Source organism: Pantoea sp. X-Soil-ISGK-285 (genome assembly GCF_059730815.1).
On sequence record NZ_AP035938.1, the window covers coordinates 3746647 to 3772158 of the forward strand.

The window sequence follows — 25512 nt, forward strand, 5'->3', positions numbered from 1 at the left end:
AACGCCCGGAAGTCAGAGGCAGATGCCCTGAATTGCCCGGTGATCTTTGCAGGCTGTCGTGACGAAGCGCAGTCGACTGTCAGTGATTTGCCGCACCCGATACAACAGCCGGTGGCACGATCCCAACCTATCTCTGCTTTGCAGAACAGACACCGATTTAAGGAGCAGTAAAATGCGCGTTAACGGCCTGACCTCGCAAGACCTTGCCGCTTTGGGCATCGTGGATACCACGGAAGTGGTTTACAACCCTGATTACGACACGCTTTTTCAGGAAGAGACGCGCCCGGACCTCGAAGGTTTTGCTCGTGGCACCCTGACGCAGAGCGGCGCGATTGCAGTAGACACCGGGATTTTCACCGGGCGATCGCCAAAGGATAAGTACATTGTGCGTGACGACACCACGCGCGATACCCTGTGGTGGAACGACCAGGGCACCGGCAAAAACGACAATCAGCCCCTGTCGCAGGAGACCTGGAACGCGCTGAAAAGCTGCGTCACCCGCCAGCTTTCCGGCAAGCGCCTGTTTGTGGTGGATGCGTTCTGTGGTGCCAATGCCGATTCCCGTCTGAGCGTACGTTTTGTCACCGAAGTGGCCTGGCAGGCACACTTCGTGAAGAACATGTTCATCCAGCCTGACGACGCTGAACTGGCCGAATTCACTCCCGACTTTGTGGTGATGAACGGCGCCAAATGCACCAATCCAGACTGGCAGGCGCAGGGTCTTCACTCTGAAAACTTTGTCGCCTTCAATCTGACTGAACGCATGCAGCTGATTGGCGGAACCTGGTACGGCGGCGAGATGAAGAAAGGTCTGTTCGCCATCATGAACTACCTGCTGCCGCTGAAAGGCATCGCCTCGATGCACTGCTCTGCAAACGTGGGTAAAGCGGGCGATGTGGCGGTCTTCTTTGGCCTCTCGGGCACCGGTAAAACCACACTCTCTACCGATCCTGACCGCCAGCTGATCGGCGATGATGAGCACGGCTGGGACGATGATGGCGTGTTTAACTTCGAGGGCGGCTGTTACGCCAAAACCATCAACCTCTCTGAGCAGGCTGAGCCGGAGATCTACCGCGCCATTCGCCGCAATGCGCTGCTGGAAAATGTGGTAGTTCGCGAAGATGGCAGCGTCGATTATGACGACGGCAGCAAAACCGAAAACACCCGCGTCTCCTATCCGATCAATCACATCGACAATATCGTGCAGCCGGTCTCAAAAGCGGGCCACGCGAAGAAAGTGATTTTCCTGACCGCCGATGCGTTTGGCGTGCTGCCACCGGTTTCACGTCTGACACCGGAGCAGACGCAGTATCATTTCCTGTCAGGTTTCACCGCCAAACTGGCGGGGACCGAGCGTGGCGTCACTGAGCCGACCCCCACCTTCTCCGCCTGTTTCGGCGCGGCGTTCCTGATGCTGCATCCGACGCAGTATGCGGAAGTGCTGGTGAAACGGATGGAGGCGTCAGGTGCGCAGGCTTATCTGGTCAATACCGGCTGGAACGGCAGCGGCAAACGCATCTCACTGAAGAATACCCGCGCCATTATCAATGCCATTCTGGCGGGTGAGCTGGATGATGCGCCGATGGAAACGCTGCCGATCTTTAATCTGCAGATGCCGGTTACGCTGGGCGAACTGGATAGTGATACGCTCGATCCGCGTCGTAGCTGGGAGAGTGAGGAGAAGTGGACCGCCGCCGCCGAAGGTCTGGCGCAGCGCTTTATTGATAACTTCGACAAGTACACGGATAACGCCGCAGGTGCTGCGCTGGTGAAAGCTGGCCCGCAACGCTAAAAGAAGCGGCGCGGCAATGAAACTGCCGCGCCGTTTTTATCATCCCGACACGCTGTTACTGCCGTTGTTGTGGCTCAGCGCCATGCTTTCCACTAACGGCAACCAGGCACGAATGCGTAAACCGCCGCGTTCGCTCTCGCCAATCTCCAGCGAGCCCTGATGGGCATCAATAATACGCTGCACGATCGCCAGGCCCAGACCGGTACCGCTGGTGCTGCGGGCGCTGTCGCCGCGCACAAAGGGCTGGAACAGATGCGCCAGCTGATCCGGCTTAATGCCAGGTCCATCATCTTCCACCTGGAACCAGGCACGATGCAGTTCCCGCCCGCTGCTGACCCTGATCCAGCCATTACCGTATCGCGCGGCATTGACCACCAGGTTAGCCAGTGCCCGTTTAATCGACAGTGGGTTGATATCCAGCATTAACTCTTCCGGCATCACCGCATTTTCGATCTCACGTTCATAGCCGCTTTCAGCGGCCACCACTTCGCCCAGCACACTGTTAAGGTCGGCGCGCTCAGTCTGCATCTCCTGACCGGTACGCAGGTAGTCGATGAACTGTTCGATAATGGCGTTGCACTCTTCGATATCTTTATTAATCGATTCGGCCAGGTAGCCATCCTGCTCGCTCATCATCTCGGTGGCGAGACGAATACGGGTCAGCGGCGTTCGCAAATCATGGCTGACGCCCGCCATTAACAGCGTGCGGTCATCCGCCAGCTGCTTCACCCCGGCCGCCATCTGGTTAAAGGCGCGGGTCACCGATCGCACTTCTGACGCGCCATACTCGCGCAGCGGCGGCGGAATAATCCCGCGCCCGACCTGCAGAGCGGCGTGCTCCAGATCTACCAGCGGGCGGTTCTGGATGCGGATAAACAGCCAGGCACCGCCAATCGCCAGCAGCATAATCGCCAGGGTGTAGCGGAACAGCGGCGAGAAGTCGCCCTGATGAATCTCAGTCAGCGGCACCCGCACCCAGATATCGGGCGACAGCCAGGTTTTCAGCCAGACGACGGGCGAGTTTTTGTTAACCTCAACCCGCACATCGGTGGGACCGCCAAGCTGCTGGCCCATCTGCTCGCTCAGGAATTCATAGTGCTGCGCCCATCGCAATCCGCTCTCCTCTGCTGCTGCATTGGTGTAGAGCGAGATCCCCAGTTCGCGGTAGATTTCCCGGCGAAACGCCGGTGGCACTTCAAGCTGCGTGCCATCTTCCAGCTGCAACCGGTCGGTCATCAGCATACGAACTTCGTAAGCGAGCACCTTATTGAACTGTTGCAGGCTGGGAAGAATGGCGAAGTTCAGCACCACCAGATAGGTCGTTACCAGGCTGACAAACAGCAGGGTAACGATCAGCAGCAGGGTGCGGGCAAACGAACTGCGAGGCGAGAAGCGCAGTCGCTTCATGCTTTACTGCCGTCCGGCACAAAGACGTAGCCCAGACCCCAGACGGTCTGGATATAACGCGGATGCGCAGGATCCTCTTCCACCATGCGACGCAGGCGGGAGATCTGGACGTCAATCGAACGTTCCATGGCGCTGTATTCACGGCCACGCGCCAGGTTCATCAGCTTATCGCGAGACAGCGGCTCACGCGGATGGCTGACCAGTGCTTTCAGCACCGCAAACTCACCGCTGGTCAGTGGCATCGGCTCATCTTCACGGAACATCTCGCGGGTGCCGAGGTTAAGTTTGAACTTACCAAAGGCGATGATCGCCTCTTCCTGCGAAGGCGCGCCTGGCAGTTCATTGGCCTGACGGCGCAGCACCGCACGGATGCGCGCCAGCAGCTCACGCGGGTTAAAGGGTTTAGGAATATAGTCGTCAGCGCCGATCTCCAGCCCCACGATACGATCCACCTCTTCGCCCTTGGCGGTCACCATAATAATCGGCATCGGGTTGCTCTGACTGCGCAGACGACGGCAGATAGAGAGACCATCCTCGCCCGGCAACATCAGGTCGAGCACCATCAGATGAAAGGATTCACGGGTTAACAGACGATCCATCTGCTCGGCGTTAGCGACACTGCGCACCTGAAAGCCCTGCTCGGTGAGATAGCGTTCAAGCAGTGCACGCAGACGCATATCATCATCGACGACCAGAATTTTGTAGTTCTCTTGCATTTTCAACTCCCAAAGGCGCTATTGCCTGAGCCAACATTGTTAAAAAAAGATGCCTTATAGTGACAGTCATTAATGGTTTATATTCTAGCCAAAATTGTTACAAAGCATATTAAACAGGAGCTTATATTTGATTTAAGGCCATTTCGGGTCAGTTTTAACGCGTCTGGCGCTGCCCGGCCCCTGTTACGGCAAATCTGAAAAAACGGCTCTGTTTCTCTGAATCGCTGGCGTCAGAAGCGGGCCAGTTTTTATTCGATGAACGAATTCAGCAAGTTAGCAGACAATTTGACTTAATGATCAGCCATCACTGTGGATAAGCTCCAGATAATCTACCTCAACAGCAGTCAGGCAGCATAATATTCCAGCAAACCTGCGTAACGCCCCACTCTCCTCTCGGATTAGTTTCAGCGGTGCCACCAGCAAGACCAGTTGAAATTAAAGTCCGTTAAATCAATCAGTAAAGCCAACTTTTCGCCTTCTCCGTTTTCAACCAGACTGCTCAGGCAACATTCGATGTCTCAACGGGGATTACACACAATGAAAAAAACAATTTTACTGCTGAGCGCGCTGGCATTAAGCAGCGTCACTCCAGCTTATGCTGCCACAGCCACCGGTGAAGCAGCTGGCGCAGCGGCAACCACCACAGCACAAGGTAACTCTAACGCCATCGGTGTTGGCGCAGTCGCAGCCCTGCTGGGCGTTGCGCTGGCCACCATGGGCGGCGGCGGCGGTGACGGTCACAGCACCGGTACATCGACCACCACGGCGACTCACGCCGGTAAATAAGTATCACGACTTCTTTTACAGCTTCAGATTACTGGCTTCAGATTGTTGTTCAGCACCAACCCTTTCGCCGCCGGGGAAGTCAACGTGGGTTTTTAGCCTTTAAAAACCCTTTCCCCGCCCTTTTTTGCCGCGCCCCCTTTGTCTTACACTGTTCCTCTTTGGATCTCTCTGGCCGGTATAGCATGAAAACCCGACTCATTACCCGCGAAGGCTTCGATAAGCTGAAAGCAGAACTCGACTATCTCTGGCGTGAAGAGCGACCGGAAGTGACAAAAAAAGTCACCTGGGCTGCCAGTCTTGGCGATCGCAGTGAAAATGCCGATTATCAGTACAACAAAAAACGGCTGCGTGAAATCGACCGTCGCGTTCGCTATCTGACCAAAAGTCTTGAACAGCTGCGTATCGTTGACTATTCACCCCAGCAGGATGGCAAAGTCTTCTTTGGCGCCTGGGTGGAAATTGAAAACGATGAGGGCGACCTCAAACGCTTCCGCATTGTGGGCTACGATGAGATTTTTGGCCGCAAAGATTACATCTCCATCGACTCGCCCATGGCGCGGGCGCTGCTGAAAAAAGAGGTCGGCGATGCCGCCACCGTCGAGACGCCAGTGGGGCCGGCACTGTGGTATATCAACGCGATTGACTACCCGCAATAACCCTTCAGATTATCGCTGAAAGCCGCCCGCGTCTCTGGCAATTTTAACCATCAATCCGTATAACTGTCGGCTATTTCTCAACCCGGAAAGCAAGACAATCCTGATGATGAAAGTTCTGAGCCAGATAATTGCCAGTGAGCTCCAGGCGCGTCCAGAGCAAGTTGACGCCGCCGTTCGCCTGCTGGATGAAGGGAATACCGTGCCGTTTATCGCACGCTATCGTAAAGAGGTCACCGGCGGGCTGGATGATACCCAGTTGCGCCAGCTGGAAACCCGCCTCAGCTATCTGCGTGAACTTGAAGAGCGACGCCAGTCGATTCTGAAGTCGATTGACGATCAGGGGAAACTCACTGACGACCTCGCCCGCGCGATCAACACCACCCTCAGCAAAACCGAGCTTGAAGACCTCTACCTGCCCTACAAACAGAAACGCCGGACGCGTGGACAGATCGCTATCGAAGCGGGTCTGGAGCCGCTGGCGGAGACGCTGTGGCAGGAGCCGTCTCACATTCCTGAGCAGCTTGCCGAACAGTATGTCGATGCCGACAAAGGCGTCGCCGACGTCCGTGCCGCGCTGGATGGTGCCCGCTACATTCTGATGGAGCGTTTCGCTGAAGATGCCGCGCTGCTGGCGAAGGTGCGTAATTACCTGTGGAAAAATGCCCATCTGGTGTCACGCGTGGTGGAAGGCAAAGAGGAAGCGGGCGCGAAGTTCCGCGACTACTTTGATCACCATGAAGCGCTGAGCGGCGTGCCGTCGCACCGTGCGCTGGCGATGCTGCGTGGCCGCAACGAAGGCGTGCTGCAACTGTCGCTGAATGCCGATCCACAGTTTGATGAAGCACCGCGTGAAAGCCACGGCGAAACGCTGATTGCTGAGCACCTGAACCTGCGCCTGAATAACGCTCCTGCCGACAGCTGGCGTAAAGCGGTGGTGAGCTGGACGTGGCGCATCAAGGTGATGCTGCATCTGGAAACGGAGCTGATGGGCACGGTGCGCGAACGCGCAGAAGATGAAGCGATTAACGTCTTTGCCCGCAACCTGCACGATCTGCTGATGGCCGCTCCCGCCGGTATGCGCGCCACCATGGGGCTGGACCCAGGCCTGCGCACCGGTGTCAAAGTGGCGGTGGTCGATGCCACCGGCAAGGTCGTCGCGACCGATACCGTCTATCCGCATACCGGCCAGACCGCGAAAGCCGCAGCCGCCGTAGCCGCACTCTGCATTAAGCATCAGGTTGAGCTGGTGGCGATTGGCAACGGCACTGCTTCACGTGAAACTGAGCGCTTCTTCCTGGATCTGCAGCAGCAGTTCCCGCAGGTCACGGCGCAAAAAGTGATTGTCAGTGAAGCTGGCGCATCTGTCTATTCGGCCTCAGAACTGGCGGCGCTGGAGTTCCCGGATCTCGATGTTTCGCTGCGCGGCGCGGTGTCGATTGCCCGACGTTTGCAGGATCCGCTGGCTGAGCTGGTGAAAATCGACCCGAAATCGATCGGTGTGGGTCAGTATCAGCATGACGTCAGTCAGAGCCAGCTGGCGAAGAAACTCGACGCGGTAGTGGAAGATTGCGTGAATGCCGTCGGCGTTGACCTCAACACCGCCTCGGTGCCGCTGCTGACCCGCGTGGCGGGCCTGACGCGCATGATGGCGCAGAATATTGTCGGCTGGCGTGATGAGCATGGCCGCTTCCAGAACCGTCAGCAGTTGCTGAAAGTGAGCCGTCTTGGGCCAAAAGCCTTTGAGCAGTGTGCGGGCTTCCTGCGCATCAACCATGGCGATAACCCGCTGGATGCCTCGACTGTGCATCCGGAAGCCTACCCGGTGGTGGAGCGCATCCTGGCCGCCACCGAGCAGGCACTGAGCGATCTGATGGGCAACGCAGGCAGCCTGCGTAATCTCAGCGCCCGCGATTTCATTGATGAACGTTTTGGTCTGCCGACCGTCACCGACATCATGAAAGAGCTTGAGAAGCCGGGCCGCGATCCGCGTCCTGAGTTTAAAACTGCACAGTTCGCTGAAGGCGTAGAGACGCTGAACGATCTGACGCCGGGCATGATCCTCGAAGGTGCCGTCACTAACGTGACCAACTTCGGTGCATTTGTGGATATCGGCGTGCATCAGGATGGCCTGGTGCATATCTCTTCGCTCTCCGATCGCTTCGTGGAAGATCCGCATCAGCTGGTGAAAGCGGGCGATATCGTTAAAGTGAAAGTGATGGAGGTCGATCTCCAGCGCAAGCGTATTGCCCTGACCATGCGTCTTGATGAGCAGCCAGGCGAAGGCAATGCCCGTGGTGGCGCGAAAAACGCTGCTCCGCGCGAGGAGAAACGTCAGAACACCGCGAAAGGTCGTCCGCGTCCGGTCAGCTCGTCAGCAGGTAACAGTGCGATGGGTGATGCGCTGGCTGCGGCTTTCGGTAAAAAACGCTAAGCTTTTCAGGGGGCCACTGCCTGGCCCCCACTTCACACCCTTCTCCCCGGTTGAAAATCCCCGCCATCGCGCTACGCTAAAAAGACGCCTGTCATAAAAACAACACCTGCTGTGGCACCCAATTCACGATGGAAACGATCACCGATCTGATTGATAAGATTTATGCTGGCACATTTCCGGAGGCGACCTTTGCGCGCCTGCTGGCTGACATCGCCACCGCCCGCGAGGCCATTAAGCTGCCGCGCAAGGCACACTGGGATGAGCAGGATGTGGTGCTGATCACCTATGCCGATCAGTTTCGCGAAGCCGATAAACCCACGCTCAGCACCTTTTCCCGGTTCTATCAGCAGCACCTGCAATCCACGTTTCCGCTGGTTCACCTGCTGCCCTTTTTCCCCTGGTCGTCCGATGACGGCTTTTCGGTGATTGATTATCATCAGGTCGATCCGCTGTACGGCGACTGGCAGGATATTGCGCGGCTGCATCAGGAAACCCGGCTGATGTTCGATTTTGTCTGCAACCATATGTCGGCACACAGCGCCTGGTTCAGCCACTTCCTGGCGCAGGATCCCGGCTGGGACGATTTCTTTATCAGTATGCCGCCCGCCACCGATCTCAGCGCCGTGACGCGTCCGCGCACCTCGCCGCTGCTGACGCCGTTTAAAATGGCGGATGGCGAAACCCGCTTTATCTGGACCACTTTCAGCGCTGACCAGATCGACCTCAACTTTGCCAATCCTGAGGTGCTGCTGCGCATGGTCAATGTGCTGCTCGACTACCTTAAACGCGGCGCTGACTATGTGCGTCTTGATGCGGTCGGCTATATGTGGAAAACGCCCGGCACGCGCTGTATTCATCTGGAAAAGACCCATCAGCTGGTGAAGCTGTTTCGCGCTATTGCCGACCAGGTTGCGCCAGGCACGGTGATTATCACCGAGACTAACGTGCCGCATCAGGACAACATCAGCTATCTGGGCAACGGGCACGATGAGGCGCAGATGGTCTATCAGTTTTCGCTGCCGCCGCTGGTGCTGCATGCGATTCACACCGGCTCGGCGCGCGCACTGCGGCAGTGGGCGAGCGCTCTGGATCTCAGCAGCAACGACACCACCTTTTTCAACTTTCTGGCGTCACACGACGGCATCGGCCTTAATCCGGCGCGCGGCATTTTGTCTGAAGTGGAGATTGTGGCGCTGGTGCGCGATCTGGCGCTGGAAGGCGCGCTGGTCTCCTATAAAAACAACCCTGACGGCACCACCAGCCCCTATGAAATCAACGTCACCTATCTGGATGCGCTCAACCGTGAAGATGACGATGACGCCACGCGGCTGAAACGTTTTTTGCTGGCCCATGCGATTCTGCTGGTCTTTCCCGGCGTGCCTGCCATCTATATCCAGAGCATTCTGGGTGGTCGTAACCATTACGATGGCGTGCGCGCCGCCGGACACAACCGGGCGATTAATCGGCAGAAGTATGATTTACAGCAGATAGAAGCGGATCTGGCGGGCGGTAACTGGCTGCGCCAGCAGGTCTATACGCGGCTCGGCCAGCTGATTCAGCTGCGTCGTCGTCAGCCTGCGTTTCACCCGGATAATCCGATGACGCTTTATGAGAGCGAAAACGCCGTGCTGGTGCTCAGACGTCATCAGCCAGAAAGCGGCGACGGGCTGCTGTGCGTGTTTAATCTCAGTGGACGGTCAGTGGAGACGCAATTGCCGGTGGCGCATACGTTGCAGGATGTGGTGAGCGGAGAGAAAATTGATGGCACCCAGCCGGTTAAGCTGGATGCCTGGCAGTTCATGTGGCTACGTTAATTACTTGTAGACTTCAGCCGTTGCGCTGAATTTACCGTGTTCGCGGCCTGCGATCACGCGGTAGTATTTACCGCCCTTTTCGTCAGCGAGCTTCGACAACACTTTCTTAGCATCCATTGGCGAGGTGGTTTCCGCCGTGGTGTTAACGTTGCCGATCTTTTGCAGGTTCATTGTTTTAACTTCTTCCTGGGTGACTTCTTTCGCTGCCATCGCAGAAAATGAAATCGCGCCCATCATCATTGAAGCCACAACCCATTTAAAAACCTTCATTATGTTTACCCTCATTCATGATCCATTGTGAGATGTAAGCAGCCGCTAAACGCGTAAGGCAGTATGGAACGGCATAGTCATTTCCATGACTAATCACATAAAATTGCAACGGCCTCGCTCACAGAGAGAAGTATTGCTGCTGTCTGCGATTTTGCCAGTTCAAAGCGTCATTATCACGGCAGATTACTGATAAAATTAACAATATGCTGGCAAAAGCGCTCAGGATGGGAAATAAAAGGCGCATGTGCGGCTTTTTCGATAACCACTGAGGGCGATGCTGGCAACATTTCATCAATCTCCGCCGCAATCCGGCGCGGCACCAGTCCATCTAACGCGCCATAGAGTCGCAGGAACGGCAGCGTAATCTGCGGTAACGCGTCGCGCAGATCGACCTGGCGCAGAATATCCAGTCCGCCATCCAGCACCGCCACCTCCGGCATCGGCTGCGACAGCACCACCTCTTTCAGCTGCCGCGCATCGGCGCGAGCCGTTTCGGTACCCAGCGTCTGCAGCGCCAGAAAGCGCTCCACCGTGCGCTGGAAATCGTTGCTGAGCATCTGCTGAAAGTTCTGCAGCGTCTCCGGTTTAATGCCGGGCCAGCTCTCTGTGGCGGTGAAACAGGGCGACGAGGCAACGGTGATCAGTGCAGCCAGTTTTTCTGGCGCACTCAGCGCCAGCTGCGTGGCCACCAGTCCGCCCAGCGACCAGCCCACCACAATCGCCTGTGGTGGCAGCGAAGGCAGCAATTGCGCTGCCATCTGCTCCAGCGTCAGCGCACCGAAATGCTGGCTGCGGCCATAGCCGGGCAGATCGACCAGATGCAGGCGATAGTGCGCGCTGAGTCGCGGAATGATGCTTTGCCAGACTTCGGCATTCAGTCCCCATCCGTGCAGCAGCACAAGATCGCGTTTTCCTTCTCCGCAGGTGTGCCAGTAGAGCGACGTCATCAGTTACTATCCCGAAAATGATAAGGAGGTCGCTATGCTAGCAATGCCCGCCCTGTGTTGGCTATGCCGGATGCCGTTGCGGATAGCCCGGCATGGCATCTGCAGCTTATGTCTGCGCGGATTACCGCCGTTACCGCTGCTCTGTCCACGCTGCGGATTGCCGGCAGGTTCAGCAAAGGTCGCCTGCGGCCGCTGCCAGCTTAAACCGCCCGCCTGGCAGGCGCTGGTCTGCGTCAATGACTATTGTCCGCCGTTCAGCCAGTGGGTTAACCAGCTTAAATTTTCTCACATAACCGCACTCAGGGTGATGCTGGCGCGGCTGCTTTTGCTAAGCTGGCTTAATGTTTACCGGCGTGGCAGTGTGCCGCGTCCCGATCTGCTGCTGCCGGTTCCGCTGCATCGGCGACGACGCTGGCAGCGTGGCTTTAATCAGACGGTACTGCTGGCCGCACCGCTGGCGCACTGGCTGGGATGTGAATGGCGCGAAGGTCTTTCCCGCAAGCGCGGGGGCGCATTACAGCATCAGCTCAGCGCCCGCCAGCGCCGCACCAACTTACGGGGTGCTTTCTGCCTTGAAATGGTGGTGCAGGGACGCCATATCGCTCTGCTGGATGACGTCATTACCACCGGCAGTACGGTAGATGAAATCAGCCGCCTGTTAATGGCCCAGGGTGCCGCCAGCGTGCAGGTCTGGTGCCTGTGCCGTACCTTGTAGAGCGTCTTTGATGGGCGTATTATAACCAACTAAATTAGTCAACTATTGAGCAATCGACATGATCCGAATTACTGACTCTGCCCAGGAACATTTTTCTAAACTGCTATCCAAACAAGAAGATGGCACCCAGATTCGCGTATTCGTGATTAACCCGGGTACGCCAACAGCCGAGTGTGGCGTCTCTTACTGTCCGCCCGATGCCGTTGAAGCTACTGACACCGAACTGAAGTTCGAAAAGCTCTCTGCTTACGTTGATGAACTGAGCAAGCCGTATCTGGAAGATGCTGAAATTGACTTCGTTACCGACAATCTTGGTTCGCAGCTGACGCTGAAAGCGCCGAATGCCAAAATGCGTAAAGTCTCTGATGATGCGCCAATGGTTGAGCGCGTTGAGTATCTGCTTCAGGCGCAGATCAACCCACAGCTGGCCGGCCATGGCGGTCGCGTGTCGCTGATGGAGATCACCGATGAGGGCTACGCCATTCTGCAGTTTGGCGGCGGCTGTAACGGCTGTTCGATGATCGACGTGACCCTGAAAGATGGTATCGAGAAAGAGCTGCTGGCCGCCTTCCCGGAACTCAAAGGCGTGCGGGATATTACTGAGCATCAGCGCGGTGAACACTCGTTCTACTGATGATTAAGCGCGGCAGCATGGCTGCCGCGCTTCTGTTATTGCTCTTTCTGTCCTGACTGACGCTGCTGGCTGACCACCTTCAGCAGTGCATTCACTTCCTTGTCCGCAAAGATCTCCTCCAGCGTTTTGCTCAGCTTGCGTCGCCAGTTAGGGTACTGCTCCACCGTGCCCGGGACGTTGACCGGCGTGGTCATGCCAAGCCAGTCCTCAGGCTGCAGGCCAAGCAGCGCACTGTCGGTATCCGCCAGGAAGCGATGTATTGCCCGATTCAGCGCAGGCGTCATGGTGAGCTTCTCTGCCTTCTTCTGGCTGCGTGCCGGTAAGGCGCCCGCCAGATGCAGCGCATCCAGCAGCGCCTGCTTCTGCGCGGCGCGCTGCTGATGTAACGCTTTCACCGCATCGCCCGGATAGAGGCCAATCTTCTCACCCAGCGCCAGGTCGCCCTGCTCCCAGAAACCGGTCAGCGTAGGCAGATCATGCGTACTGGCGCTGGCGATCGACTGGCGCGGATAGTCCTGCGGCGCGCGATAGCGCTCATCCTTCTCCTGCTCAAACCAGAGCACCTTCCATGAAAAGACGCCACTTTTACGCAGCAGGCTGACAATCTCCTGGGGCACAGTGCCAAGGTCTTCACCAATCACCATGCAGCGCAGCCGGTGGCTCTCCAGCGCCAGGATGCCCAGCAGATCGTTGACCGGATAGGCCACATAGGCGCCTTTATCCGCCGTCTCCCCGGCAGGCACCCACCACAGACGCAGCAGTGACATCACATGGTCGATGCGCAACGCGCCGCAGTCGCGCATATTGGCGCGCAGCATGTCGATAAATGGCTGGTAGCCGCGCGCCTTCATGACATGCGGATCCATCGGCGGTAAGCCCCAGTTTTGTCCCAGCGGACCGAGGCGGTCAGGCGGCGCACCCACCGAGGCCTTGAGGCGGTAAAGCTCCGGGTCGTGCCAGGTTTCCGCGCTGCCTTCCGCCACGCCCACTGCCAGGTCACGATAGAGTCCGACGCTCATGCCCAGCGCCTGACTGTGCGTCCAGCAGCCAGAGAACTGCCGCTGCGCCAGCCATTGCAGCCACTGCCAGAAAGCGATCTCCTCTTCATGCTGTGCACACCACTGCTGCACCTCCGGCAACTGGCTGTTGCGCCACCCTTCCGGCCACGCAGGCCAGCCGCCCTGCTGCGCCTTATCTGCCCGCCGCTCCAGCTGTATGCCGTCGTAGGCGGCCTGATAACGCAGGCTGTCGCCGCCTTCACGCACAAAGGCCGCCCAGGATTGATGCTCTTCGCTCTGGCTGTCTCGCGTCTGAAAGTGTGCCCAGGCGTGCCGCAGCGCAGCGAGCTTAAGCGCCATTACGGCCTCGTAGTCAACCAGCTCCGCCTCACGCGCTTTGGTCAGCGCCTTCCGGGTTCTGGCGCTTTTCCACCACTTCTGTGCCGCCGCGCTTTGCTGAAAATCGGCCACCTGACTGACGTCGATATAGATTACGTTCAGCCAGCGGCGCGACGACGGGCTGTACGGACTGGCGAAACCGGCGCTGGCGGGATAGAGCGCATGCAGCGGATTCAGCCCGACGAAATCGCCACCGCGTTCAGCCAGTTGCACCAGCAACTGGTCGAGATCGCCGAAGTCGCCGATGCCCCAGTTCTGTTCAGAGCGCACGGTGTAGAGCTGCACCAGCGCACCCCAGCGTTTTTCCCCCGCTTCCAGCGCCGGAGGCAGATAGCAGCGGCGCGGCGCGACGATAATCCGCGTCTGCCAGCTTTTTTTGCCCTTACTGAGTGTGAGCTGGTGGTACCCCTGCGCCAGCGGGCCAGGCAGTGTAAAAGGCTCACTGGCGGTTAACTCGCCGCTGTGCTGTTTGCTGTTTTCAGTCTGCAACTGCCAGCGGTAAACGCCGCTGCCCTGTGGCGTCAGCTGTCGCTTGCCACTGCCGCTGAACACCGCGACCGGCGGCAGCGGCGATTTTTTTGCGTCCTGCGGATCATCCATCACCGCCAGCAGCGCCTGCAGGGTCTCATCGCTGATCGCCTCTTTCTCGCCATTGACGTTGATGTAGTCCAGTGAAATTCCCGCGGCACGGGCGGCCTGACCGAGTGAATGTTGCTTCATTGCTGCTCCTTAGCGCGGTGCCTGCCAGATACGTTGCTGATAGTCACGAATTGACCGGTCCGAACTGAACATGCCGGTTCGTGCCGTATTGAGGATGGCGGCGCGGGTCCAGCCTTCCGGGTCGCGCCACAGGGCTTCCACCCGTTGCTGCGCCTCGATATAGGCCTGGAAATCGGCCAGCACCAGCCAGGGATCGCCATGTTTCGTCAGGCTCTCCAGCATCAGGTCAAACGCATGTTTATCCCCGTTGCTGAATTTGCCCTTCTCCAGCGATTTCAGTAGATCGTCCAGCGGCTTGTTCTGCTTACGCACCTTTTTCGGGTTATAGCCTTTCGCCTTAAGCGCTTTGACCTCATCCACGGTGTGACCGAAGATAAAGATATTCTCCTCACCCACCTGTTCGGCAATCTCGACATTGGCGCCATCCAGCGTGCCAATCGTCAGCGCACCGTTCAATGCCAGCTTCATGTTGCCGGTGCCGGAGGCTTCATACCCGGCGGTGGAGATCTGCTCTGAGAGATCGGCCGCCGGGATCATCAGTTCGGCCACGGTGATGCGGTAGTCCGGGATAAACACCACTTTAAGTCGGTCGCCGACCCGTGGATCGTTGTTCACCACCTCCGCCACCTTGTTAATGGCGTAAATGATATTTTTGGCGAGGTAATAACCCGGCGCGGCTTTGGCCCCGAACAGGAACACCCGTGGCGTAAAGGTGACATCCTCCGGGTTATGACAGATTTTCTGATAGCAGTAGAGGATATGCAGCAGGCTGAGGTGCTGGCGCTTGTACTCATGCAGCCGTTTGATCTGCACATCGAACAGCGCGGCCGGGTTCACGATAATCCCCGTGTGGCGGGCGATATACTCCGTAAGCTGCGCTTTGTTCTGCTGTTTGATGCTGCGATAGCGCTGACGAAACGCCTGATCGTCGGCATACGCCTCCAGACCGCTTAACGCCTCAAGGTTATTGGCCCACTCGGTTTTCAGCGTCTCATCAATCAGCCCGGCCAGCGCCGGATTACACTGCTTCAGCCAGCGGCGCGGCGTGATGCCGTTGGTGACGTTGTGGAATTTCTGCGGCCAGAGCTGGTGATATTCCGGGAAAAGATCGCTGACCACCAGGCTTGAGTGCAGCGCCGCCACACCGTTGACCGCAAACCCGCTGACGACGCAGAGATTCGCCATCCGCACCTGACCGTCAGCGACCACCGCCAGCTTGTGCCACATCGCTTTGTCATCCGGCCAGCGCTGCTTCACCTGCTTTTTCAGCCGCTGGTTGATCTCTTTGATGATCAGCATATGGCGCGGCAGCAGACTGCGCATCAGCTTCTCATCCCAGCGCTCCAGCGCCTCCGGCATCAGCGTGTGGTTGGTATAGGCAAACAACCGGCTGGTGATCTGCCACGCCTCATCCCAGCTCAGCTGATGCTCATCCAGCAACACGCGCAGCATCTCCGGGATGGCGATGGTGGGATGTGTATCGTTGAGCTGAATCACTTCGAAGTCAGGCAGGCTGTGAATGCTGCGTCCCGCCAGATGGTGACGACGCAGGATATCCGCCACCGCACAGGCGCACTGGAAATATTGCTGCATCAGGCGCAGCCGCTTGCCGGCCTGATGGTTGTCATTGGGATAGAGCACTTTGGTCAGTTTTGCCGCCTCGATGCCCGGCTGCTCCGCCTGCAGAAAATTGCCGTCGTTAAACGCCGTAAGATCAAACGGATGTGCACTCACTGCCTGCCACAGACGCAGCGGCAGCGTCACGCCGTTGCGGTAGCCGGTCACCGGCAAATCCCAGGCCTCGCCGCGCAGCGTAAAATCGGGCAGCCAGCGTACACCGCCGTTTTCCTGCTTTTCTACCCGGCCACCCATCGCGACTTCCACATCCAGCGCCGCGTTGTGGCGGAACCAGGGATAGCGCTCACGTTGCCAGTCATCGGGCGCTTCAATCTGCTGACCATCATCGAAAGACTGGCGGAACAGGCCGTACTGGTAGTTCAGTCCGTGGCCGGTGGCGGACTGCCCCACCGTTGCCATCGAATCCATGTAGCAGGCGGCCAGTCGTCCCAGCCCGCCGTTGCCCAGCGCCGGATCGACCTCCTGCTCCAGCAGTTCCGTTAAATCGAACTCGTGCTCAGCCAGCGCCGCTTTGACGTCGTTATACCAGCCGAGATTGAGCAGGTTGTTGCCGGTCAGACGGCCAATCAGAAACTCCATCGAGAGGTAATTAACGTGACGCTGCTGCACAGCCGGACGCGGTGCCGGTTGTGCGTCCAGTAGCTCCGCCAGCGCCGCGCTGACCGCCTGCCACGCCTGGTGCGGGGTCATCTGCTGGGCGGAACGGAGACTTAACTGTTGCCACTGGCGGGTAAAGGCGGCATTAAAACGGGCTTTATTAAATTTTTGCTGCGGCATATCACTCCCTTCTGTTACGCAATGAGGTGAAGCAAAAATAGAAAGCGCACGGGCTGGCAACCGGGTGCCAGCAACCGTTAAGTAAAGACGGGAGTGAGGAAAAAAGCGACAGCAATCAAAGAAAAACGCCAGCCGGGAGGCTGGCGTGGCAGGAATCAGCAGAGTTCGAGGTGAACCTCATGCTGCTCAATCACCTTCATTACGCTGGCAGGCGGCGTTTTGTCCGTGTAGAGGTAGTCAAGCAGACTCATGTTGCCGAGGTTGACCATGGCGTTACGGCCAAACTTCGAGTGATCCACCACCAGCATCACGCAGCGTGAATTTTCGATGATGGCGCGCTTGGTGCGGACTTCGTGATAGTCAAACTCCAGCAGCGAACCATCCATATCGATGCCGCTGATCCCCAGAATGCCGTAGTCGAGCCGGAACTGAGAAATGAAGTCGAGCGTCGCTTCACCCATTACCGCGCCATCACGGGTCCGCACTTCACCGCCCGCGATAATGACCCGGAAATCGGGTTTATCCATCAGCAGCATGGCGACGTTAAGGTTATTGGTGACCACGCGCAAATCGCTGTGGTTGAGCAGCGCATGCGCCACCGCTTCCGGCGTGGTGCCGATATCGATAAACAGCGTGGCACCATCCGGGATCTGGCTGGCCACGCGCTGGGCAATCCGCGCTTTTTCCGCTGACCACATCATTTTACGGTCGTGCCAGGCGGTATTCTCAGAGCTGGAGGGAAGCGCCGCGCCGCCGTGGTGACGCTGAATTTTGTTCTGATCGGCCAGATCGTTGAGATCGCGACGAATGGTTTGCGGGCTGACCTCAAAATGATCCACCAGCTCCTCAGTACTGACATATCCCTGACGACGGACTAAATCGATAATCGCGTCATGACGTTGCGTCTGCTTCACGTTCCTCTCCTGTTAACCCGCATAATCCTGTCTAACGACGCGTGACTTTACGCGTATCCACCAGCGCCATCGCCAGTCCGACCACCAGACCGGCGACGTGCGCCGCGTTGGCAATAGCCAGACCAAAGACGCCAAACCAGCCAATCACCAGCCAGACCAGCGCAAAACCGATCAATCCCCGTTCAAGATAGACGCCGCTGTCGGGATCGCGCTCCCCGCGCAGCCAGCAGTAACCCATCAGGGCATAGACCACGCCCGACAGGCCACCAAACCAGATGCCGCTGAACTTCGCCTGCAGCCAGCCGCTGAGCAGAGCCGAAATCAGCAGGATGACAAAGAGTTTGCCGCTGCCAAGTCGCTTCTCAACCGCGCCGCCCAGATACCACCACCACATCAGATTAAACAGAATGTGCAGCAGTGAAAAGTGCAGCAGCGCATGGCTGAACCAGCGCCAGACCTGAAGATGCTGATCGGCATCCGGCCAGGAGAGCCAGGCCATCACGGTGCGATCGCCCATGACCTGCATCAGAATAAATATCGCGATACAGAGCACCATCAGCGTCATGGTCAGCGGACCGGCACGCTCACGGATATTCGCCCAGATATTGCTGCGCTCATAGCGCAGGCCACTGTCGGTTTTTCCGCTGTGCCAGCTGGCGGCCTGATAACGCGGATGGTTAGGGTCGTGCAAAAACTGCTGAAGTTCGTTTTCGACCAGTGAAATCTTGCTCTCATCATCCAGCATGATGACGTAGTGATTTTCATGCTCAATACGCAGCGTGATGCTCCGCGTCGCCATGTAGTCAACAAAGGCCTGCGCCATGCGGGGCTGATTAAATTGAGTAATGCGCATCAGTAACTCTCCATGTGACGAGCGGCAATCTATTCGCTGCCGAGGGCAACCTGCTGAGGAAAGGCAGCACGCCAGGCATCAAAGCCGCCATCAATGCTGTACGCCGCGCTGAAGCCCTGTCCCAGCAGATATTGTGCCGCGCTTTTGCTGCTGTTGCCGTGATAGCACATCACCAGCACCGGCAGGCTGTGATCGGCACCACTGACAAAATCGCTGAGGTTGGTGTTGGTCAGATGCAACGCACCGGCCGCATGACCCAGGGCATAACTTTGCGGATCGCGGATATCTACCAGCAGCGCACCCTGCGCCAGACGCGCCTGCGCCTGCTGCACATCAATACATTCGAACGTTTCCATGGGATCTCTCATAACAGCGTCACAATAGCGCGTAGTGTAACCCGAGAATCCACGCCGATAACCTGACAATCGTTACGGCTATCGGTTTTTTTGGTGGGCAGAATGTTAGCTATATCACGCAAAAATGTTTTTACCTGGTTAAAAGCTGGCGTCAATGTTGGTTTGCGATTATGATTATGCTCGAAAACGAACATTAGTGAACTATTCCGAACATCGGAGGAGATGACGTGGAAACCAAAGACCTGATCGTGATCGGCGGCGGCATCAACGGTGCCGGCATTGCAGCAGACGCTGCAGGACGCGGACTGTCGGTGTTAATGCTGGAGGCGCGGGATCTGGCTTGCGCGACCTCCTCTGCCAGCTCAAAACTGATTCACGGCGGCTTGCGCTACCTTGAACATTACGAATTCCGTCTGGTCAGTGAAGCACTGGCCGAGCGTGAAGTGCTGCTGAAAATGGCTCCGCATCTGGCGTTCCCGATGCGCTTCCGTCTGCCGCACCGTCCGCATCTGCGTCCGGCGTGGATGATTCGCACCGGCCTGTTTATGTATGACCATCTTGGCAAGCGTACCAGTCTGCCAGGCAGTAAAAGTTTGCGATTTGGCGCGGATTCGGCCCTGAAGCCGGAAATTACGCGCGGATTCGAATATTCTGACTGCTGGGTCGATGATGCCCGCATGGTGGTACTGAACGCACAGGAAGTCGTGAAGCGTGGCGGCGAAGTCCGTACCCGCACCCGCGTGACCCGTGCCTGGCGTGAAGGCGGCCTGTGGAAGGTCGAAGCGGAAGATGTCGACAGCGGTAAAACCTTTACCTGGCAGGCGAAAGGCCTGGTCAATGCTGCCGGCCCGTGGGTCAAACAGCTGTTCGACGACAGCCTGAAGCTGAAATCGCCTTACGGTATTCGCCTGATCAAGGGCAGCCACATCGTGGTGCCACGCGTCCATACCGAAAAGCAGGCTTACATTCTGCAGAACGAAGATAACCGCATCGTGTTTGTCATCCCGTGGATGGATGAGTTCTCTATCATCGGTACCACCGACGTCGAGTACAAAGGCGATCCGAAAAACGTCAATATTGATGACAGCGAGACCGACTACCTGCTGAAAGTGTTCAACGGACACTTTAAAAAGCAGCTGACCGCTGACGATATCGTCTGGTCCTATTCCGGTGTCCGTCCGCTGTGTGATGACGAATCCGATTCGCCACAGGCGATCACCCGTGATTACACCCTGGATGTGCGCGACGATAATGGTCAGGCTCCGCTGCTGTCGGTATTTGGCGGCAAGCTGACCACCTACCGTAAGCTGGCAGAACATGCGCTGGAGAAACTGGCGAAGTACTATCCGAACGCGGGTCCGGCATGGACGAAGAACTGCGTGTTGCCAGGCGGAAATATCTCTGGCACCCGTGAAGATTATGCGGCCAGCCTGCGTCGTCGCTATCCGTTCATCAGTGAAAATATGGCGCGCCACTTCTCGCGCACCTACGGCAGCAGCACTGAAACCCTGCTGGCTGGCGCGAAAAGCCTGGACGATCTGGGCGAGAACTTCGGTCACGAGTTTTACGAAGCAGAATTACGCTACCTGGTGCAGCATGAGTGGGTTCGTGAGCTGGATGATGCTATCTGGCGTCGTACCAAACAGGGCATGTGGCTGACCAAAGAGCAGCAGGCGCGAGTCACCGAGTGGCTGGCAGCGAAAGCTAAACCCGCCCTGTCGCTGGCATCATAAACTGTCAGTAACTAACTAAAGAATCAGAAAGCAGGCTTCGGCCTGCTTTTTTTATGTCTGCGATAGCGGGTCGGTGAATCCGGTTGCTGATCCAACAGGTAGCTCTTTTCAGCGTGTAGCAGAGTTTATTTTTGTACGACGTACTTTTTATTAAAAATGTCAGGCTCACACCATTCTTAATACAGAAATCCGTTTATGCGATCACATTTTTGGTCAGCGCCTAAACTCAACTCTTTCTGCTTCGCATATCAAAACGTTCACATCCTATTGTTACTGTAAATATAACGTTCAGGCTTTTTGCTTAATTGAACGACGTCATCAGAAAGCACAAACTTTCCTCAGTAAAAACGAAACAACCGTTATTTTAATCAGGAGGTTGAAATGAACACAGGCCAAACGCCTGCCCGGGAATGGAACACGCGCCGCAGTGAAAAAGCGCGTCGTCTGGCATCCTTCCCTGTTGATGGCAAAGTCATTCCTACTGAAAGAGCTGTAGAAGCATTTGAAAAACTGATTGCACCGGGCGACCGGGTGGTACTGGAAGGGAATAACCAGAAGCAGGCCGATTTTTTGTCACGCACCCTGGCTGAGGTTAATCCGGCGATAGTACACGACCTGCATATGATTATGCCGAGCGTGGGTCGCAGTGAGCATCTGGATATTTTCGAAAAAGGCATTGCGCGTAAACTCGACTTCTCTTTTTCCGGTCCGCAAAGTCTGCGTATTTCTCAGTTGTTAGAAGATGGTCAGCTGGAAATAGGCGCAATCCACACCTATATCGAACTCTATTCCCGCCTTTATGTCGATCTGAGTCCAAACGTCGCGCTGATTGCCGGTTATAAAGCTGACCGCAAAGGCAACCTTTACACCGGCCCGAGTACTGAAGATACGCCTGCCCTGGTGGAAGCCGCCGCGTTCCGTGACGGTATCGTGATTGCCCAGGTAAATGAGCTGGTCGATGACGAGACCGACCTGCCCCGCGTCGATATTCCTGGCTCCTGGATCGATTACATCGTCGTAGCCGATAAACCTTTCTTTATCGAACCGCTGTTTACCCGCGATCCGCGCCTGATTAAGCAGGAACATATCCTGATGGCGATGATGGCGATTAAAGGCATTTATGCCGAACATCAGGTGCAGTCACTTAACCACGGTATCGGTTTTAATACCGCCGCGATCGAACTGCTGCTGCCTACCTACGGCGAACAACTCGGCCTGAAAGGCAAAATCTGTAAGCACTGGACCCTTAACCCGCATCCGACGCTGATCCCGGCGATTGAGAGCGGCTGGGTTGAAAGCGTGCACTGCTTCGGTGGCGAACTGGGCATGGAAGAGTACATTCGCGCCCGTCCCGATATCTTCTTCACCGGCAGCGACGGCTCTATGCGCTCTAACCGCGCCTTCTGTCAGCTGGCAGGTCAGTATGCGGTGGATATGTTTATCGGCGCCACCCTGCAGGTCGATGGCCTGGCAAACTCCTCAACCGTGACCCGCGGTCGCCTTTCCGGGTTCGGCGGTGCGCCTAACATGGGCCACGATCCGCACGGCCGACGTCATGCCACGCCTGCATGGCTCAATATGATCACCGAACCGGACCCGATGCAGCGCGGTAAAAAGCTGGTGGTTCAGATGGTGGAAACCTTCCAGGCCGGTGCCAAACCGACCTTTGTTGAAACGCTAGATGCCGTTGAAGTGGCGAAATCGACCGGTATGCCGCTGGCACCCGTGATGATCTATGGCGATGACGTCACCCACGTGCTGACCGAAGAGGGTATTGCCTATCTCTATCGCGCGGAAAGCCTTGAAGAGCGCCGTGCAATGGTCGCTGCGGTAGCCGGCATCACCGATATCGGCCTTGGCGTCGATGCGGCGCGCGTGGCGGCCCTGCGTAAAAGCGGCAAAGTGGTCTATCCGGAAGATATGGGCATTCGTCGTTCAGATGCGACCCGCTCGCTGCTCGCCGCCAGCAGCGTCTCTGACCTGGTGGAATGGTCGGGTGGTCTTTATAACCCACCGGCAAAATTCCGGAGCTGGTAATGAAACTTCTGTCGCAGACTCAAACCGAGGCGCAGGCCAGCCAGCTGGCGACGATTGCGCGCGATTGTCTGACCGATGAAGCGCGGCTAAGCCCCAAGCCGGGTCTGGTAGACAGTCGGGGAAACGGCGCGCATCAGGACCTGACGCTGGCGCTGATGGAGCGTTCCGCTCACAGCCTTGTGCCGACCTTTCTGGCGCTGGCCCGTCACAGCTGGCTGCGCCCTGCTGATATTGCCCTGCGCGAAACGGTGGGTCGGCTGGGCCGTGACGGTGAACAGCAGATGATGGCGGCAACCGGCGGCGTCAACACCCATCGGGGTGCGATCTGGGCGCTGGGACTGCTGGTCAGTGCTGCAGCCATGCACGGTGGCGCGGCCAGTGCCGACCAGCTGACCCGCACCGCAGCCGCGCTGGCCAGCCTGCCGGACCGCGCCGCGCCAAAACTGTTCAGCAAAGGGTTAAAAGCGACGCACCGCTATCAGGTGCCCGGCGCACGCGAAGAGGCGCAACAGGCGTTTCCTCACGTGATGAAGCTGGCGCTGCCACAACTGATGACCAGTCGTGCAACGGGTGCCAGTGAAAATGAAGCCCGCCTTGATGCGCTAATGGCGATCATGACCTCGCTCAGCGATACCTGCGTGCTGTCACGGGCCGGTATGACCGGACTGAAAGCGATGCAGCAGGGAGCACGCGCCGTGCTGCTGTCTGGCGGCTGTCGCACAGCAGGCGGCCAGAAGGCGCTGGCGCAGCTCGATCAGCGCATGCTGTCGCTCAACGCTTCGCCTGGCGGGGCCGCCGATTTGCTGGCCGCGACGCTGTTCATTGATCGGGTCTGTTCACCTGAACATTCTTATTTCTAGAGGCCATTATGGAACACATCACATTATCTTTACCTGCTAACCGCTCACTCAGCGGTAAAGCTCTGGCAGGGGTCGTTGGTTCCGGTGATATGGAAGTGCTGTACACCGCAACTGAAGGACAAACGCTTAGCATTGATATCACCACCTCACTGGATAACAGCGACGCCCGCTGGAAGGCGCTGTTTGACCGCCTGAATTTAACCAACGGTCTGCCTGCCGGAAAGCTGATTATTCACGATTTCGGCGCGACACCCGGCGTGGCGCGTATCCGTATTGAACAGGTTTTTGAGGAGGTGAGCCATGCGTAACGATGCCAGTTTTATTGAATTACGCGCCCGTGAGCGCGCCCGTGCACTGCTGGACGACGGCAGCTATCGCGAACTGCTGGATCCTTTCGAAGGCATCATGTCGCCGTGGCTGGCCCCGCAGGGTGTGGTGCCGCAGTCAGATGACGGCATGGTGGTGGCACGCGGCACGCTGAACGGTCAGCCTGCGGTCGTTATCGCCATTGAAGGCACCTTCCAGGGTGGCAGCATGGGCGAAGTCTCCGGTGCCAAAATGGCGGCGGCGCTGGAACTGGCAGCCGAAGACAACCGCAACGGAATACCCACTCAGGCGGTGCTCTGCCTGGAAACCGGCGGCGTGCGTTTACAGGAAGCAAATCTGGGGCTGGCGGCGATTGCCGATATTCATGCCGCGATTGTCGATCTGCGCCGCTATACCCCGGTTATCGGCATTATTGCCGGTACCGTCGGCTGCTTTGGCGGGATGTCCATCGCCGCTGCGCTGTGCAGCTACCTGATTGTGACGCGTGAAGCGCGCCTGGGGCTGAACGGTCCACAGGTGATTGAGCAGGAAGCGGGCATTGAAGAGTATGACTCGCGCGATCGTCCGTTTATCTGGAGCATGACCGGCGGTGAAATCCGCTACGCCAGCGGCCTGGTCGATGCGCTGGTCGGTGATGGCGTCAATGCGGTTAAGAGTGCGATGAATGACTTCATCGCCAAAGGCGTTCCGGCGCAGCACCGCAGCGATAAATATGCCGATTTCCTGCCACGTCTGACGCAGTTCGACACCCGTCAGCAGGCGGACACGGCGCAGATTAAACAGCTTTTCGCCCGGGAGGATAAATAATGACCCAGACAAACAGCCGCGGTGCAATCTGGCTGGAAAAACTTGCACCTGATGCGCAGCGCCTCAGCGGCCTGTGCACCTCTGTCCAGGTGGCGGACGGCGAACTTAATGGCGAAAGCGTGCGCTTTATCGCCGTGGTGCCCGATGCACAAAACCACTATCCGCGTGCCGCGCAGGGCGAAGTCGGTCTGCTGGAAGGCTGGACGCTGGCGAAAGTGGTGAATGAAACGCTGGAAGAGGACAAGAACAGCGACGTGAAACGCCCGATTGTGGCGGTGATCGACGTGCCGAGTCAGGCCTATGGCCGTCGCGAAGAGGCGTTCGGTATTCATCAGGCGCTGGCGGGGGCTGCGGGCGCTTATGCCAAAGCACGCCTTGCGGGTCATCCGGTGATTGGGCTGATTGTTGGCAAAGCGATGTCTGGTGCCTTCCTGGCGCACGGTTATCAGGCCAACCGCCTGATTGCGCTCAACGATCAGGGTGTGCTGGTGCACGCGATGGGTAAAGAGTCCGCCGCGCGTATCACGCTGCGTTCGGTGGAGGCGCTGGAGAAACTGGCGGCGACCATTCCGCCGATGGCCTATGACGTGAATAACTTCGCCACGCTGGGTCTGCTCTCCGATCTGCTGAACGTGGCCAATCCCGATGCGCCTTCTGACGCCGATGTGGCGATGGTCGAGATCGCGTTGCAGAAAGCCATTAGCGATGCGCGTCAGGATCCGAGCCTGAAAAACCGGCTGGGCGCATCCAATCGCCACAGCTCCTCCCTGGTTCGCGAGCGGATGCGCGCAACCTGGTAATTAAATAAAAAAATAAACCTGCCGAAACCGGTCTGACGGGGCGCATTGCTAAGTGCGCCCCGGGGCAGTGGCCGTGTTCAGAATTATAAACATCGCTGTTAACAGAAAATTCTTTCTTAAATACA

22 protein-coding genes are annotated in these 25512 nt (G+C 57.5%); 13 read left to right on the plus strand and 9 right to left on the minus strand.

Features of this window, described 5'->3' with window-relative positions:
* Nucleotides 1-172 precede the first annotated feature (172 nt).
* The gene (gene pckA, locus AC6I8B_RS17755) at nucleotides 173-1792 is read left to right on the plus strand and encodes a phosphoenolpyruvate carboxykinase (ATP) (protein WP_010253165.1); all 1620 of its coding nucleotides are present in this window, start codon (nucleotides 173-175) and stop codon (nucleotides 1790-1792) included.
* Nucleotides 1793-1831: 39 nt separating this feature from the next.
* On the opposite strand, the gene envZ is transcribed toward pckA, so the two are convergent.
* Complete coding sequence (envZ, locus tag AC6I8B_RS17760) at nucleotides 1832-3199, minus strand: two-component system sensor histidine kinase EnvZ (protein ID WP_010253168.1); 1368 nt, start codon at nucleotides 3197-3199, stop codon at nucleotides 1832-1834.
* Nucleotides 3196-3915 carry an osmolarity response regulator transcription factor OmpR gene (gene ompR, locus AC6I8B_RS17765; RefSeq protein ID WP_003853014.1) on the minus strand — a complete coding sequence of 240 codons (720 nt, stop codon included), beginning with the start codon at nucleotides 3913-3915 and terminating at the stop codon, nucleotides 3196-3198. The genes envZ and ompR overlap by 4 nt, the downstream gene beginning before the upstream one ends.
* A gap of 537 nt (nucleotides 3916-4452) precedes the next feature.
* Here ompR and yjbE point away from each other — a divergent pair.
* The 4 genes from yjbE (at nucleotide 4453) to AC6I8B_RS17785 (ending at nucleotide 9602) form a co-directional block, all read left to right on the plus strand.
* Complete coding sequence (gene yjbE / locus AC6I8B_RS17770; protein WP_010253177.1) at nucleotides 4453-4701, plus strand: exopolysaccharide production protein YjbE; 249 nt, start codon at nucleotides 4453-4455, stop codon at nucleotides 4699-4701.
* Between the two features lie 182 nt (nucleotides 4702-4883).
* Nucleotides 4884-5357: a transcription elongation factor GreB gene (greB, locus tag AC6I8B_RS17775; RefSeq protein ID WP_010253180.1), complete on the plus strand. Its 474-nt coding sequence runs from the start codon at nucleotides 4884-4886 to the stop codon at nucleotides 5355-5357.
* A 103-nt stretch (nucleotides 5358-5460) separates the two neighbouring features.
* Nucleotides 5461-7788 (plus strand): Tex family protein, encoded by a 2328-nt coding sequence (locus tag AC6I8B_RS17780; RefSeq protein WP_157353880.1) that lies wholly within the window; start codon nucleotides 5461-5463, stop codon nucleotides 7786-7788.
* A 128-nt stretch (nucleotides 7789-7916) separates the two neighbouring features.
* Nucleotides 7917-9602 carry an alpha-amylase family glycosyl hydrolase gene (locus tag AC6I8B_RS17785; protein ID WP_157353883.1) on the plus strand — a complete coding sequence of 562 codons (1686 nt, stop codon included), beginning with the start codon at nucleotides 7917-7919 and terminating at the stop codon, nucleotides 9600-9602.
* Here AC6I8B_RS17785 and AC6I8B_RS17790 read toward each other — a convergent pair whose 3' ends face one another.
* Together AC6I8B_RS17790 and bioH are read right to left on the minus strand one after the other, a co-directional pair.
* Entirely contained in the window at nucleotides 9603-9872 is a 270-nt protein-coding gene (locus AC6I8B_RS17790; RefSeq protein WP_010671554.1) for a YdgH/BhsA/McbA-like domain containing protein, read from the minus strand.
* Nucleotides 9873-10045: 173 nt separating this feature from the next.
* The gene (gene bioH / locus AC6I8B_RS17795) at nucleotides 10046-10819 is read right to left on the minus strand and encodes a pimeloyl-ACP methyl ester esterase BioH (RefSeq protein ID WP_157353886.1); all 774 of its coding nucleotides are present in this window, start codon (nucleotides 10817-10819) and stop codon (nucleotides 10046-10048) included.
* A gap of 34 nt (nucleotides 10820-10853) precedes the next feature.
* Here bioH and gntX point away from each other — a divergent pair, with 34 nt between their 5' ends.
* Both gntX and nfuA read left to right on the plus strand, forming a co-directional pair.
* Nucleotides 10854-11534 (plus strand): DNA utilization protein GntX, encoded by a 681-nt coding sequence (gene gntX, locus AC6I8B_RS17800; RefSeq protein WP_022624032.1) that lies wholly within the window; start codon nucleotides 10854-10856, stop codon nucleotides 11532-11534.
* A gap of 58 nt (nucleotides 11535-11592) precedes the next feature.
* Complete coding sequence (nfuA, locus tag AC6I8B_RS17805; protein ID WP_010253194.1) at nucleotides 11593-12168, plus strand: Fe-S biogenesis protein NfuA; 576 nt, start codon at nucleotides 11593-11595, stop codon at nucleotides 12166-12168.
* Nucleotides 12169-12203: 35 nt separating this feature from the next.
* Here nfuA and malQ read toward each other — a convergent pair whose 3' ends face one another.
* From malQ to glpE, 5 genes are all read right to left on the minus strand, one after another.
* Entirely contained in the window at nucleotides 12204-14285 is a 2082-nt protein-coding gene (gene malQ / locus AC6I8B_RS17810) for a 4-alpha-glucanotransferase (protein WP_157353890.1), read from the minus strand.
* Nucleotides 14286-14294: 9 nt separating this feature from the next.
* Complete coding sequence (gene malP, locus AC6I8B_RS17815; protein ID WP_064691040.1) at nucleotides 14295-16700, minus strand: maltodextrin phosphorylase; 2406 nt, start codon at nucleotides 16698-16700, stop codon at nucleotides 14295-14297.
* Between the two features lie 155 nt (nucleotides 16701-16855).
* Entirely contained in the window at nucleotides 16856-17614 is a 759-nt protein-coding gene (locus tag AC6I8B_RS17820) for a DeoR/GlpR family transcriptional regulator (RefSeq protein ID WP_010253201.1), read from the minus strand.
* Between the two features lie 31 nt (nucleotides 17615-17645).
* Nucleotides 17646-18467, minus strand: a complete 822-nt coding sequence (gene glpG / locus AC6I8B_RS17825; protein ID WP_157353893.1) for a rhomboid family intramembrane serine protease GlpG — start codon at nucleotides 18465-18467, stop codon at nucleotides 17646-17648.
* Nucleotides 18468-18496: 29 nt separating this feature from the next.
* Nucleotides 18497-18823: a thiosulfate sulfurtransferase GlpE gene (gene glpE / locus AC6I8B_RS17830; RefSeq protein ID WP_033759026.1), complete on the minus strand. Its 327-nt coding sequence runs from the start codon at nucleotides 18821-18823 to the stop codon at nucleotides 18497-18499.
* Between the two features lie 227 nt (nucleotides 18824-19050).
* On the opposite strand from glpE, the gene glpD reads away from it, so the two are divergent.
* The 6 genes from glpD to mdcE all read left to right on the plus strand — a co-directional run bounded on the left by glpD (nucleotide 19051) and on the right by mdcE (nucleotide 25387).
* Nucleotides 19051-20556: a glycerol-3-phosphate dehydrogenase gene (glpD, locus tag AC6I8B_RS17835; RefSeq protein WP_010671548.1), complete on the plus strand. Its 1506-nt coding sequence runs from the start codon at nucleotides 19051-19053 to the stop codon at nucleotides 20554-20556.
* A gap of 381 nt (nucleotides 20557-20937) precedes the next feature.
* Complete coding sequence (gene mdcA / locus AC6I8B_RS17840) at nucleotides 20938-22593, plus strand: malonate decarboxylase subunit alpha (protein ID WP_010253213.1); 1656 nt, start codon at nucleotides 20938-20940, stop codon at nucleotides 22591-22593.
* Entirely contained in the window at nucleotides 22593-23453 is an 861-nt protein-coding gene (locus AC6I8B_RS17845) for a triphosphoribosyl-dephospho-CoA synthase (RefSeq protein WP_045139556.1), read from the plus strand. The genes mdcA and AC6I8B_RS17845 overlap by 1 nt, the downstream gene beginning before the upstream one ends.
* Nucleotides 23454-23461: 8 nt before the next feature.
* The gene (gene mdcC, locus AC6I8B_RS17850) at nucleotides 23462-23761 is read left to right on the plus strand and encodes a malonate decarboxylase acyl carrier protein (RefSeq protein ID WP_010253220.1); all 300 of its coding nucleotides are present in this window, start codon (nucleotides 23462-23464) and stop codon (nucleotides 23759-23761) included.
* Nucleotides 23754-24587 carry a biotin-independent malonate decarboxylase subunit beta gene (locus AC6I8B_RS17855; RefSeq protein ID WP_010253223.1) on the plus strand — a complete coding sequence of 278 codons (834 nt, stop codon included), beginning with the start codon at nucleotides 23754-23756 and terminating at the stop codon, nucleotides 24585-24587. The genes mdcC and AC6I8B_RS17855 overlap by 8 nt, the downstream gene beginning before the upstream one ends.
* Nucleotides 24587-25387, plus strand: a complete 801-nt coding sequence (mdcE, locus tag AC6I8B_RS17860) for a biotin-independent malonate decarboxylase subunit gamma (protein WP_157353895.1) — start codon at nucleotides 24587-24589, stop codon at nucleotides 25385-25387. The genes AC6I8B_RS17855 and mdcE overlap by 1 nt, the downstream gene beginning before the upstream one ends.
* Nucleotides 25388-25512 lie beyond the last annotated feature (125 nt).

What these genes read in the sequence shown, in the direction of transcription:
- pckA (WP_010253165.1), top strand. Translation starts at nt 173, where the DNA reads ATGCGCGTTAACGGCCTGACCTCGCAAGACCTTGCCGCTTTGGGCATC.
- envZ (WP_010253168.1), bottom strand. Translation starts at nt 3,199, where the DNA reads ATGAAGCGACTGCGCTTCTCGCCTCGCAGTTCGTTTGCCCGCACCCTG.
- ompR (WP_003853014.1), bottom strand. Translation starts at nt 3,915, where the DNA reads ATGCAAGAGAACTACAAAATTCTGGTCGTCGATGATGATATGCGTCTG.
- yjbE (WP_010253177.1), top strand. Translation starts at nt 4,453, where the DNA reads ATGAAAAAAACAATTTTACTGCTGAGCGCGCTGGCATTAAGCAGCGTC.
- greB (WP_010253180.1), top strand. Translation starts at nt 4,884, where the DNA reads ATGAAAACCCGACTCATTACCCGCGAAGGCTTCGATAAGCTGAAAGCA.
- AC6I8B_RS17780 (WP_157353880.1), top strand. Translation starts at nt 5,461, where the DNA reads ATGATGAAAGTTCTGAGCCAGATAATTGCCAGTGAGCTCCAGGCGCGT.
- AC6I8B_RS17785 (WP_157353883.1), top strand. Translation starts at nt 7,917, where the DNA reads ATGGAAACGATCACCGATCTGATTGATAAGATTTATGCTGGCACATTT.
- AC6I8B_RS17790 (WP_010671554.1), bottom strand. Translation starts at nt 9,872, where the DNA reads ATGAAGGTTTTTAAATGGGTTGTGGCTTCAATGATGATGGGCGCGATT.
- bioH (WP_157353886.1), bottom strand. Translation starts at nt 10,819, where the DNA reads ATGACGTCGCTCTACTGGCACACCTGCGGAGAAGGAAAACGCGATCTT.
- gntX (WP_022624032.1), top strand. Translation starts at nt 10,854, where the DNA reads ATGCTAGCAATGCCCGCCCTGTGTTGGCTATGCCGGATGCCGTTGCGG.
- nfuA (WP_010253194.1), top strand. Translation starts at nt 11,593, where the DNA reads ATGATCCGAATTACTGACTCTGCCCAGGAACATTTTTCTAAACTGCTA.
- malQ (WP_157353890.1), bottom strand. Translation starts at nt 14,285, where the DNA reads ATGAAGCAACATTCACTCGGTCAGGCCGCCCGTGCCGCGGGAATTTCA.
- malP (WP_064691040.1), bottom strand. Translation starts at nt 16,700, where the DNA reads ATGCCGCAGCAAAAATTTAATAAAGCCCGTTTTAATGCCGCCTTTACC.
- glpG (WP_157353893.1), bottom strand. Translation starts at nt 18,467, where the DNA reads ATGCGCATTACTCAATTTAATCAGCCCCGCATGGCGCAGGCCTTTGTT.
- glpE (WP_033759026.1), bottom strand. Translation starts at nt 18,823, where the DNA reads ATGGAAACGTTCGAATGTATTGATGTGCAGCAGGCGCAGGCGCGTCTG.
- mdcA (WP_010253213.1), top strand. Translation starts at nt 20,938, where the DNA reads ATGAACACAGGCCAAACGCCTGCCCGGGAATGGAACACGCGCCGCAGT.
- AC6I8B_RS17845 (WP_045139556.1), top strand. Translation starts at nt 22,593, where the DNA reads ATGAAACTTCTGTCGCAGACTCAAACCGAGGCGCAGGCCAGCCAGCTG.
- mdcC (WP_010253220.1), top strand. Translation starts at nt 23,462, where the DNA reads ATGGAACACATCACATTATCTTTACCTGCTAACCGCTCACTCAGCGGT.
- AC6I8B_RS17855 (WP_010253223.1), top strand. Translation starts at nt 23,754, where the DNA reads ATGCGTAACGATGCCAGTTTTATTGAATTACGCGCCCGTGAGCGCGCC.
- mdcE (WP_157353895.1), top strand. Translation starts at nt 24,587, where the DNA reads ATGACCCAGACAAACAGCCGCGGTGCAATCTGGCTGGAAAAACTTGCA.